Origin of the sequence: Pseudoalteromonas rhizosphaerae, from assembly GCF_028885455.1 — a bacterium.
Classification (GTDB): Bacteria; Pseudomonadota; Gammaproteobacteria; order Enterobacterales; family Alteromonadaceae; genus Pseudoalteromonas; species Pseudoalteromonas rhizosphaerae.
This window is the reverse complement of record NZ_CP118496.1, coordinates 3,060,345-3,072,480: the sequence shown is the minus strand read 5'-3', so window position 1 is coordinate 3,072,480 and position 12,136 is coordinate 3,060,345. Positions and strand designations below refer to the sequence as shown.

Here is a 12,136-nt window from a genome sequence, read left to right as displayed (position 1 = left end):
CCTTTAAAATATAAACTGCAGCTAGTGTATGTGAAAAGTCTGTAAAATGAAATATTTGCAAAGTGATCAAAGCAGCCTACTCTACGTATAACGATTACATAATTACTAAAAGAGTTTTATTGCTATGCATATCTTAATAACCGGCGCAACAGGCCTGATCGGTCGTCATTTGTGCCCTGAGCTAAACAAAGAACATCAATTGACAGTGCTCACCCGCAATCCTGCAAATGCGACAAAACTGTTAGGTGAGAACATTAATGCGACTGACTCCCTTGAAGAGGTTGATTTTAACAATCTCGATTGCGTTATCAATTTAGCCGGTGAACCCATAGTAAATAAACGCTGGAGTGAAAAACAAAAACAAATACTGCGAGACAGCCGTATTACGATCACTCAACAAATTAGCGCTGCAATTAACCAATGCGATACACCGCCGCATACTTTTATATCAGGCAGTGCGGTCGGATTTTACGGTCGCCAATCAACCACCGTAATTGACGAAAGCTTTGTTGATGTGACCCCTGAATTTAGTCATCAGCTATGCCATGATTGGGAACAAGCCGCCCTGCAAGCAGAATCAATCAATACTCGAGTATGTTTATTACGTACAGGTATCGTTTTAGCTAACAATGGTGGTGCATTAGCCAAAATGTTACCGCCATTTAAATTAGCACTAGGTGGTCCTATTGCTGATGGCCAGCAAGGCATGTCATGGATACATATCGAGGATATGATTAATTTAATTATACACATTATCAATAACGTGCAACTCCGTGGCGCAATTAATATGACCGCCCCAACACCTGTATCAAATAGCGAATTTAGTCAAAGCTTAGGTAAAGTATTAAATCGACCAGCAAAAATAACTATGCCTGCATGGGTTCTAAAATTAGTAATGGGTGAAATGGCAGATTTGCTGCTTTACGGACAATATGTACAACCAACTAAAGCTCTTGAAAGCAGCTATTGCTTTCGTTATAAAAAATTAGACAGTGCACTTACAAACCTATTACAATAAATGTAGTAATTTAATACTGCCTTGCCATTTTAATACTAACACATAATAATTATAAAAACAGTTGCTGAAGCAGCACGATTAAACAAGGCAGATTCATAATGCTACATTTACCCACTGTGATTAGCATCTCGTTACTTTTGAATGTCCTGATCGGCGGCTTTTTTTTTACCGTTTATAAGTATAAAAAACAACCCTGCTATTTATACTTAGGCGGGTCGTGTATGATATTTGTGGTCTCGCAAATCTTAGCATGTCTACGGATAGTACTTGATAGCCCTTTTATTACGCACTATCTGGCAGATATGTGCATCATAATCAGTCCTATACTCGCTCTTATTGGTTTGCAGAAAGTAACTAATCTAACTAGAAATACTAATCGGCACTTTTTAACCTTAGTGATTGCCAGTGCAATTGTGTTACTACCAATCTATGCGATTACAGCAGGCCAATTGGTGACAAGTCTCGTTATTGCAACACTCTTTATTTACGGTGCATACTTAGTTTATAAGATGAAATGCGTAGCACCAATGCGACAAAAAATCTTGTCCGGCTGTTTTATTAGCCACTCTCTCATCATGTATATACAAGTATTTATGTTAGCAGCTCCTTTGGTTAGTAATTCTGCAACTGATTATAGTCTTTGGCTACAAGCAATTTTAGTAAGCCATATAATACTAGCCACTGCTACAGCATTGGTATTGCCGTTTTTATTATTTGTAAATATTGAAGAAAACCTTCAGCGTCTAGTTAATCACGATGTATTAACAGGTCTGTTAAATCGACGTGGTTTTTTTATGCAAGGTGAAAAACTTCTCAAACAAGGTGTTGCATATCAGCAATCATTTTCGGTAGTTATGATCGATATTGATTACTTCAAAAGTGTTAATGATAAATATGGTCACAGCACAGGTGATACCGCTATAAAATGGATAGCGCAACATATCATGGCACAATTAAATGATAACGATATTGCTGCGCGAATTGGTGGTGAAGAGTTTGCTTTATTACTCCCTGATCAATCTCTTAATCAAGCTCAGGTAACTGCTCAAAAACTCTGTGATGCAATTAGAGGGCATAGCTTACGTTTTAAAGGAAACACTATTAATTTATCAGTAAGTGTTGGAATTAGCAGTAGTTATGATGCCAATGCTTCAATTAAAACACTGTTAGACCAAGCCGATAAACGCTTATATATTGCTAAAGCAAAAGGCCGGGATCAAGTGGTTATTAGTGATCAACAAACCGACCATGTTGCCAACGGTGTTATGTAACCGAACTGAATTGTAATTTTTTAAACACTGAATCCACTGAGTATAACCACTAATTAAACTTAGCCTGGTGTCTTTGTCATATACAAACAATTAGCAAGTGGTATTGGCTCTGGGTAATCAGCAAGTACAAAGCCAAGTTTCTTATACGCTTTAATCGCACTTTTGTTATGAGCTAATACAAATAAAGAACATGTTTGCGTAGCTAAAGTTAATTGACCTAGTTCACTGAGCTGGGTAATTAGTGTTGCTACAATGCCACCGCCACGATACTCAGGGTTAACCACTAACCTACCTAGATGACAACAGCCAATACGTAAATAAAACTGACCAAAAGCCATTAGCGTATTATCATCAGCAAGCAATACAGATGAGTTTATTTCATCAAGTTTTAAACCCTTTTTGAAAGAATTAAAATCGTACGGGTATCTAAAATTAGGCCCAGCCCATGCATGAACTTCTTCTTCATTTAAAAACCATGACATGATTTCTTTTATGTGGGTATTTCTGACGTGAGTTAACAACATAACGACTCTTACACAATCGCGGGAAGTACGATATATTCCATTTTAATTGATAATAAACAATACGTTATAAATATACAAAACGCAATTAGATAATAACAATAAGGTACTTTTTACTTACGCTAATTGCTACTCCATCATTCACTTAGCCTCCCGTTTAAGTTCAGTTGTTTTCATATTTATGGCCATAAAAACCATGCGAACACCCATTTACCTAATAAAGTTACAAAAATAAAATAAAAATAATTGACTGATAATTATATATAAAACAATAAACACCACATCCAATTAAACAAATTTAATACATTTTAGCTGCAATAAATTAAACACAGTAGTTGACGCAACATAAAAATTACACTAGCCTTTCTGGAAGCGCTTCCACAGAAATTAATACAAGCCACTATGGAAGCGCTTCCACACACAGTGATACCGCCGCATTTTTGTGGTGAGTAAATAATAATGATAACAGTACGAGGGAAGTCTAATGTCCAAGCATATTTTAATGAAAACAAAGTTAGCCACCAGCTTATCTTTGATTTTAGGTGCCGCAACCACTATGTCTACGTTTGCCGCCGAGGTTGAACAACAAAGTGAATTAGAAGTGATTCAAGTCACCGGTTTTAAAGGCAGTATCAAAGAATCAACTCAGCTTAAGCGTTACTCATCTGGGGTTGTTGATGCCATTTCTGCAGAAGACATTGGTAAATTTCCAGACACTAATTTAGCTGAATCGCTGCAACGCATTACCGGTGTTTCAATTGACCGCAGCAATGGTGAAGGTTCTAAAGTGACAGTGCGTGGTTTTGGTCCAGATTATAATATGGTGACATTAAACGGACGTACAATGCCTGCGGCCTCTCTTCCTGCTGGTGGTGGTGCTCCAAACTCTCGAGCTTATGATTTTGCTAATCTTGCCTCAGAAAGTGTGAAATCAGTGGAAGTATATAAAACAGGTAAAGCAAGCATCGCATCTGGTGGCATTGGTGCAACCATTAATATCAATACCGCTCGTCCACTTGATAACCCTGGCCTAGTTGCCAATATTGGTGTTAAAGCACAGCACGATACAACTAACCGTGTCGGCGATGACGTTACTCCAGAAATTTCAGGGATCTTTAGCTGGACAGATGAAGATGCTAAATTTGGTGCTTCACTCACAGCAAGTATGCAACAGCGTGATAGTTCAGCAACCGGGGCATTTGTTGGCGAATGGCGCACCACAGAATATGATGGCACCATCCCTCAAGCAGCAGATGACATTGTATTAGAAAATGCTCCTGCGATGGGCCAGTATTATTCAATGCCATCAGACTTGCGCTACACCATTGCAGATCGTGAGCGAACTCGTACTAATGCTCAATTAACATTGCAATACAGCCCAATTGACTCGTTTACCGCAACACTTGATTATACTTACTCACAGCAAGAGTTATTTGAAGCACGTGCAGAGCAATCAATTTGGATGGACAACTATAAAACCCATTTAACATTTGATGACAATGCTGTTAAAACACCTATTTATTACCGTGAAGAACGCCGCGACTTATCCACTCGCGACTTAGGCTTAGCATTACAAGAGCAAAATCAAGTAAACGAAAATAATTCAATCGGTTTAAACCTTCAATACTACTTTAGTGATCAACTGAACTTTACGTTTGATGCCCACAGCTCAAAAGCCACCAGCAAACCCGATGCGCCTTATGGTAGTTGGATAAATGCAGGCTTAGGTGCCAATGTCGTGGCCGCACAACAAGTTGACTTTAGCCGTGACTTACCCTCTATGGTAATAGATTTCGATGACTGTAGTCGCACAAATCTAAACTGCTCAGGTGCGCTTGATCAAGCTGATGTAGGTAGCTCAATTTTAGATGCAAACTTTGCAAGTCAAGAATCAACCGTTGATGAATTTCGACTACACGGTAGTTATCTCATAGACAACGGCAGTATCGACTTTGGTATTGAGTCACGCTCAATGGAAAGTCACTCTTTACAATCGCTAACACGTAATACAATGGGTAACTGGGGCATTGAAAACCCTGGTGAACTACCCGATGGCTATTTAGATCCAACTAATTTTTTAGCCGAATTTGATGATTACGATACCAGTGGTTCGTTTGATCAAGGCTTTACCGGTAGTGCTTCACAGATTGGTTACTGGGCGGCAGATCAATACGGGTTCAATTTTGCGGCTGATGGCGCGTTTGCAACAAATCGCACTATTGAAGAAGATATTCAAGCGGCATTTGTACAATATAATTACAGTAACGAAATCAATGGTATGGTATTTAACCTTGTGATTGGTGCGCGCTATGAAACAACCGATATTACCTCAACTGCTAATATTGATTTACCTGATGCAGTTGCATGGGAAGGTAACAACGACTTTAATGTGCGTTACGGCACCAATAAAGATGACTATTCCTTGAGCTCAAGCTATAACCATTTTTTACCTAGCTTAGATTTTAACATTAACGTTATTGAGGATGTGACTCTTCGCGCCTCTTACAGTACCACTATTGCCCGCCCTACTTACGACAATTTAAGTTCTGCGGCAACGGTAGGTGTACCTACCGGCCCTTCGATCATTCCAGGCACCACTAATGCACCAGCAGCAACTGGTAACCCTAGCCTTGTCCCACTTGAATCGAATAATTTTGATGTATCTGCTGAGTGGTACTTCACTGATCTAAGTTATGTGTCGATTGGTTACTTTAATAAAAAAGTAGATAATTTTATTGGTCTATCACCAATGACTCAAAACTACTACGGCTTACGCGATGCATCTGCGGGTCCAAGAGCACAAGCAGCCAAAGCAGAGCTTGAGGCACAAGGTCTTGCGTTTACTGATTCAAATTTATTCCAAATGGTCGCTGCAATGGAAAATGGTGTAGCATTTGACTCGATGAGCTATGAAGAATTTGAAGCCGCTTACGACGTTCTACCAAACAGTGATGACCCACTGATGGACTTTACGGCACAAGTACCAACCAACAGTAAAGATGCCAAAATTGATGGTTATGAATTTGCCGTACAACACTTCTTTGGCGACACGGGTTTTGGCTTACAAGCTAACTACACCATAGTAAATGGTGATATTGATTATAATGTAGCCGCTGATCCAACCGTCACACAATTTGCCCTTGTTGGCTTAAGCGACACAGCTAACTTTATAGCCATGTACGAAAACGATAAGTTTCAGGCGCGTATCGCCTATAACTGGCGTGATAAATTCTTAAACAGTGCTGCCCGTTACGTTAACGAGCCGGGCTTTACAGAAGAGTATTACCAAATTGATTTTAATATTGCTTACAACTACAGTGAACAAATGTCGTTCTTTGTCGAAGGGCTTAACATTACTGAACAAAATATGCGCCAACATGGCCGGTATGAAGCACAGTTATGGAATTTAGAACAAAATGGTGCACGCTATAATATTGGTATGCGTTATAACTTCTAAGCAAGGGTTATTGACTCATTAACGCCATGAGTATTAAGCCGCTAGTTGTTAGCGGCTTTTTGCGTTGCAGGTTAATAGCAATTTTATTAAAACAACAGAGCACACAATGAATAATAAAATACAACACATTGTGGTATTAGGTGGTGGCGCAGCAGGTTGGCTAAGTGCAGGGCTATTAGCCGCTGAACACCCTAAAAAAAAGATTACCTTAATAGAGTCTGCAAACATTGCTATTTCAGGTGTAGGCGAAGGCACTTGGCCGTCTATGCGCAATACGCTCAAGCGAATTGGTATCGAAGAAATAGATTTTATACGTCACTGCGATGCTTCATTTAAGCAAGGTTCAAAATTCATAAACTGGCGTAACATAAATATAGGCGAAAACTACTATCATCCGTTTATGACTCCCGAAGGCTATTTAGAAACCGATTTACACGCTTACTGGCAACATCATGCAAGCACTCAAAAATATGCCGACGCCGTTAATATGCAAAGTTTTGTTTGCCAAGCAGCACTTGCACCTAAGCAGTTACACACACCAGAATACGCGGCGGTCACTAATTACGGCTATCATCTTGATGCCGGTAAGTTTGCCACATTTTTAAAACACCACTGCGTAAAAAAACTCAATGTGCATCATATTATTGATGACGTCATCGAAGTAAAAAATAGTCATGACGATTATATTCATTCACTCACCACCATAAAGCACGGTGACATAGACGGCGACTTATTCATTGATTGTACCGGTGCTAGGGCGCGTTTGATTGGTGAGCACTATGGCGCAACGCTTATCACACAAGAGCATATTCTTTTTAATAATAGCGCTATCGCTGCACATCTCCCTTATAACGATAATCAACAAGAGATCGCCTCAGCCACTTTATCAACGGCGCAACCACATGGTTGGATCTGGGATATTGGTCTACCGAGTCGTCGTGGTATTGGTTATACCTATAGCGATAAATACTGTGATGAACAAACCGCTGTGAACACCTTAAAAAGCTATGCCGCGCTATCTGTTGGTGAACAAGTCGCCGAGCAAATACAGACTCGCAAGCTGAGTTTTATTCCTGGTTACCGCACTCAGTTTTGGGTAAAAAACTGTGTTGCTGTTGGTATGTCGCAAGGTTTTATAGAGCCACTTGAAGCATCAGCACTGGCGATGGTGGAGCTTTCAATCAGCATGTTAAGTGAACAAATGCCGCAAAACCGTACTCATATGGACTTGCTGGCTAAACGATTTAATGAGCGCTTTAGTTATCGCTGGCAGCGAGTAATCGACTTTTTAAAGTTACATTACATATTAAGTGAACGTGATGATAGTCAATACTGGCGTGATATAAAAAAACCATCGAGCATTCCTACTCGTTTGAATGAATTGCTGGCACTTTGGCAATATCAACCACCAAGCAGGTTTGATTTAATTGAAAACGAAGAGGTATTCCCCTCTGCCAGCTATCAATATGTATTGTATGGAATGGGCTTTCACACGCAAAATATAACAGCTGAAAATGCCTTTAATAACTCTAAAGCTGGGCAGTATTTTTATCAGCAAAACCGTGAAAAAATTGCCAAATACTTACAAGGGTTACCAACAAATCGCGCATTATTAAATCAACTTTTAAACAATAAGGCTTAACCTGACAATGACACACAACAAACCTATAAAAAATGTGGTGATCGCTGGCGGTGGTACAGCTGGTTGGATGGCTGCGGCTGCGTTGAGTAAACTCGTTGGTAAAAATATCAATGTCACCCTTATCGAATCCGACGACATTGCTACGGTTGGTGTTGGTGAAGCTACTATTCCACCGATCCGCACTTTTCATAAATTACTTGGCATAAATGAGCAAGCATTTATGAAAGCTACCCAAGCAAGCTTTAAATTAGGGATCAGTTTTGAAAACTGGGGCGAAAAAAACACCGATTATATTCACTCATTTGGCATGACGGGCAAAGAATGCTGGGCAGGTGAATTTCATCATTTTTGGCTACACAGCTTAACATTAGGACTTGAATCCGAGTTTGGTGATTACTGTTATGAACTGCAAGCAGCTAAACAAGGTAAGTGTGCTTTTAATCAGCAAAATCCAATTAATTATGCATTTCATATGGATGCGAGTCGTTATGCATTATTCCTACGTGAATTTTCAGAACAACTAGGGGTTAAACGTCTAGAGGGAAAAATAATCCACGTTAATAAATGCGCCACTTCGGGCTTCATAAACAGCCTAACTCTTGCAGATGAAAGTATCATAAATGGTGATTTTTTTATTGATTGTACCGGCTTTAATGGACTACTTATTGAACAGGCTTTGCATACCGGCTATGAAGATTGGTCACACTTACTGCCGTGCGATAGCGCAATTGCAGTACAAACTAGAGCCATTAGCGATGATATAGTGCCTTATACCCGCTCAATAGCACATGATGTAGGCTGGCAGTGGCAAATTCCTCTGCAACAGCGCGTAGGTAATGGTCTAGTGTATTGTAGCCGTTATTTAAACGATACTGATGCAAAGCAGCTTTTACTCAGTAATATTCAAGGTGAAACTCTCACTGAACCCAGAGTAATTAAATTTAAAACTGGCCGCCGCCGCAAAGGCTGGAATAAAAACTGCCTTGCTTTGGGGCTTGCCAGTGGCTTTGTTGAACCACTTGAATCTACCAGTATTCATTTAATTATGTCGGGCATTATTCGCTTTATCCGGCTATTTCCATTTGATGGTATTACCGAACAAGCAATCCACGAATACAACAAACAGCTAAAAAGTGAGATTGAAAATATTCGTGATTTTATTGTCTTGCATTATAAAATCACTGATCGCACTGATAGCGAATTTTGGCGTCATTGTAAAAATATGGAAGTGCCTGATACCCTTGTTCATAAAATTAGTTTATTCAAAGAAACTGGGCGGGTATTTTTAGATGACGGCGATATTTTTAGAGTCGACTCATGGGTGCAAGTAATGTTGGGTCAAGGTATCAAACCCAAACAATACCATTTAATTGCAAGCCTGATGAGTGATGATGAGTTAAGCCACTTTCTGCTCAGTATCAAACAGCAAATTACTCAACGCGTGGCACAATTGCCAACACATAAAGCGTTCTTACAACAATATTGTTCTGCGGAGTAATCTGAGTGAGCATAAAAAGCCCTTTAATCACTTAAAGGGCTTTGCACAACAAAACAAAATCAAAGACTAAGTTAACTATCTGGGCAGATAATTGTTGCCTGTTTTGCTCCCTCTGGCACAAAGTTGATATTCGCCACAGAAACCGAACCGTTACCCGTGCTCTGTAATGAAAATGGGCTAATCACTCTTGAAAAATCAACGCCTTGCTCAGTAAAGCAGGTTAAGTCTATGCTGAGTGTTTGCCATCTATTTAATGTAGCCTTTTTGAGTTCTGCGCTGATATCAACACGTCCACCACAACCATGCTCGCAACTCATAGCAACAAATAATGGAGCAGCAAATTCGCTATTTATCTTGTAATCAAAACTCAGCGCTGAGTTTGCTTCGATATAAGCCACTTTATCTTCAGTGAAGTTACTATTGATTTCGACTGAAGTAAGGCCTATACCTGTAAATACAAATGCCATTGCATCTTCTTGAATATTTTTATCTTCAGTACGATAACTAATACCTGCTAATTCAACGCTATTGCTAGCTACTTGAACTTGCTGCTGTGCTGACTTTAAAAACAATCGCCATGGATCAGTCAGCACGCCATTAAAAATAGCCATATTAGGCAAACTAGCTATATCAACACCTGAGTCTTCATTTAAATTATCTGCCAGGGTATTTTTATCTGTATAGGTTAAACCAAAGCCATAAGGAAATAGTGGCGAATAGTCTACATCATCTCTATTTACTGCGGTTTGCAGTGGTGATTTTGGCCATGAAAACGACAATTTACCAGTAAAGTCATGCTGAATATCACCTCCTGCGTCAGTTAATAATACATCGGCCACACCTTGTCCTTCTGTACCCGGTAGCCATGCGGCGACAAACGCATCAGAGGCATTTAACTCAGCGTTAACCCACATTGGTCGACCTGAAATGAATACCGATACGACCGGCACGCCTTTTGATTTAAGCTGTTTTAATAACGCTAACGACTTTTTATTATTACGCTCAAACTCAAGATTATCCCTGTCACCGTGGCCTTCTGCATAAGGTTCTTCTCCAAACACCACAATCGCCACATCAGGTTTTTGTGTAAAGTGTCCATCAGGACTTAAAATGGCCTCTCCACCTGCGGCCGTGATCTGCGCTTTTAAACCCGCAAAGATTGACGTAGCACCAGGGAAATCGGTATTTTCGTTATTGGTGCCTTGCCAAGTAATACTCCAGCCCCCCGCTTGCTTAGCAATATTATCTGCGCCATCTCCGGCAATTAATACTCGTGAATTAGCCGCTATCGGCAAAGTATTGTTGTTGTTTTTTAATAACACCAGTGATCCATGCACAGCTTGTCGCGCAATATCGCGGTGCGCTTGCGCGCCAATTAACTGCGTTTTACCTGAGAACTGACGTTTTGCAGGGCTCGGTTTATCAAATAAACCCGCTCTTAGTTTGACTCTTAAAATACGCGCAACAGCATCGTCAATTCGGCTCATGGCAATTTCACCGGCTTTTACTTGCGCTATCGTATTTTCATAAAGTGGTTTCCACGCCCCCGTAGGAACCATAAAAATATCAAGCCCCGCGTTTACAGCCTGTGGGCAGCTTTCGTTACTACAACCTACAACTTGTCCGTGGCCATTCCAATCACCAACAACAAAGCCATCAAAGCCCATTTTCGTTTTCAGTACATCGGTAAGCAGGTATTTATTGCCATGATTTTTCTTACCATGCCAGCTATTAAACGACGCCATAACAGATTGACTACCAGCCGACAAACCACCAATGTAGCCTTGAGCATGAGTATCAAACAAGGCTTGCTCTGAATCGATATTGTTACCTTGATCGTCACCATCGACGGTACCGCCATCACCTAAAAAGTGTTTAACTGTGCTAATCACCCGCTTATGACTTAAAAAATCACCATCTGCATGGCCTTGCAAGCCGTTAACAATGGCAACTGAGTACCGGCGGACAATCTCTGGATCTTCAGAATACCCTTCATAAGTTCGACCCCAGCGGTCATCACGTACAACAGCAACAGTCGGCGCAAATACCCAATCAATACCAGTAACCATCACTTCGATTGCCGTCGCAGCGGCTATTTTTTCTATTAAAGCGGGATTATTTGCTGCGCCTAAGCCAATGTTATGTGGAAATAACGTTGCACCAATCACGTTATTATGACCATGTACAGCATCGGTGCCCCACATGGTAGGAATATCGATGCCATCAAGAGAATCGTCAACCGATGCTTGATACATCTGTTCAGCAAGTGCAATCCAATCTTGTGGTGTGGCATGTTTATTCGCGTTCGGAAATGAGCCTCCGCCATTTAAATACGAGCCAAAACCATATTTACGCATATCATCAGTCGTTATATCGCGGATCTCAGGTTGAATCATCTGCGCAACTTTTTGCTCTAATGCCATCGTCTGCAAGTACTGAGCAATCTTAGACTCAATTTGCGGATCAGCTCGAACCACATTATTCAGCTTTGGCCAAATAGCTAGCAATTGTTGCTGCTGCGTTTGTTCAACAGCTCTATTATTTTGAGACGTATCTTTATTTTCGCTTGCTGAACAACCAGCCAGAGTAACTAATCCAGCTAACAAACTTAGTGTAGGTAACTTAGCTGTGTGTAAGTGTGTTTTCATTTTTATATACCTATCTATTATCAACTCATTGCTGCTTAAAAGACTCTAAGTACCTGCTGTATTACAAAAGCGAGACCAAGC

At 40.3% G+C, this 12,136-nt stretch carries 7 protein-coding genes; 5 read left to right on the top strand and 2 right to left on the bottom strand.

The window, feature by feature from the left end:
• Window positions 1–124: 124 nt before the first annotated feature.
• Window positions 125–1,018, top strand: a complete 894-nt coding sequence (locus PVK79_RS13090; RefSeq protein WP_257325844.1) for a TIGR01777 family oxidoreductase — start codon at window positions 125–127, stop codon at window positions 1,016–1,018.
• A 221-nt stretch (window positions 1,019–1,239) separates the two neighbouring features.
• Window positions 1,240–2,289 (top strand): GGDEF domain-containing protein, encoded by a 1,050-nt coding sequence (locus PVK79_RS13085; protein WP_257325843.1) that lies wholly within the window; start codon window positions 1,240–1,242, stop codon window positions 2,287–2,289.
• Between the two features lie 59 nt (window positions 2,290–2,348).
• Here PVK79_RS13085 and PVK79_RS13080 read toward each other — a convergent pair whose 3' ends face one another.
• Window positions 2,349–2,813 carry a GNAT family N-acetyltransferase gene (locus PVK79_RS13080; protein ID WP_257325841.1) on the bottom strand — a complete coding sequence of 155 codons (465 nt, stop codon included), beginning with the start codon at window positions 2,811–2,813 and terminating at the stop codon, window positions 2,349–2,351.
• A gap of 481 nt (window positions 2,814–3,294) precedes the next feature.
• Between PVK79_RS13080 and PVK79_RS13075 the strand changes: the two genes are divergently transcribed.
• The 3 genes from PVK79_RS13075 to PVK79_RS13065 all read left to right on the top strand — a co-directional run bounded on the left by PVK79_RS13075 (window position 3,295) and on the right by PVK79_RS13065 (window position 9,407).
• Complete coding sequence (locus PVK79_RS13075) at window positions 3,295–6,267, top strand: TonB-dependent receptor (RefSeq protein WP_149980989.1); 2,973 nt, start codon at window positions 3,295–3,297, stop codon at window positions 6,265–6,267.
• Between the two features lie 106 nt (window positions 6,268–6,373).
• Entirely contained in the window at window positions 6,374–7,909 is a 1,536-nt protein-coding gene (locus tag PVK79_RS13070) for a tryptophan halogenase family protein (protein WP_257325839.1), read from the top strand.
• A 7-nt stretch (window positions 7,910–7,916) separates the two neighbouring features.
• Window positions 7,917–9,407: a tryptophan halogenase family protein gene (locus tag PVK79_RS13065; RefSeq protein ID WP_257325837.1), complete on the top strand. Its 1,491-nt coding sequence runs from the start codon at window positions 7,917–7,919 to the stop codon at window positions 9,405–9,407.
• Between the two features lie 71 nt (window positions 9,408–9,478).
• On the opposite strand, the gene PVK79_RS13060 is transcribed toward PVK79_RS13065, so the two are convergent.
• The gene (locus PVK79_RS13060; RefSeq protein WP_257325835.1) at window positions 9,479–12,055 is read right to left on the bottom strand and encodes a glycoside hydrolase family 3 protein; all 2,577 of its coding nucleotides are present in this window, start codon (window positions 12,053–12,055) and stop codon (window positions 9,479–9,481) included.
• Window positions 12,056–12,136: the final 81 nt, after the last annotated feature.

Coding starts and splice junctions, on each gene's coding strand:
- PVK79_RS13090 (WP_257325844.1), top strand. CDS start 125: ATGCATATCTTAATAACCGGCGCAACAGGCCTGATCGGTCGTCATTTG.
- PVK79_RS13070 (WP_257325839.1), top strand. CDS start 6,374: ATGAATAATAAAATACAACACATTGTGGTATTAGGTGGTGGCGCAGCA.
- PVK79_RS13065 (WP_257325837.1), top strand. CDS start 7,917: ATGACACACAACAAACCTATAAAAAATGTGGTGATCGCTGGCGGTGGT.
- PVK79_RS13075 (WP_149980989.1), top strand. CDS start 3,295: ATGTCCAAGCATATTTTAATGAAAACAAAGTTAGCCACCAGCTTATCT.
- PVK79_RS13060 (WP_257325835.1), bottom strand. CDS start 12,055: ATGAAAACACACTTACACACAGCTAAGTTACCTACACTAAGTTTGTTA.
- PVK79_RS13080 (WP_257325841.1), bottom strand. CDS start 2,813: ATGTTGTTAACTCACGTCAGAAATACCCACATAAAAGAAATCATGTCA.
- PVK79_RS13085 (WP_257325843.1), top strand. CDS start 1,240: ATGATATTTGTGGTCTCGCAAATCTTAGCATGTCTACGGATAGTACTT.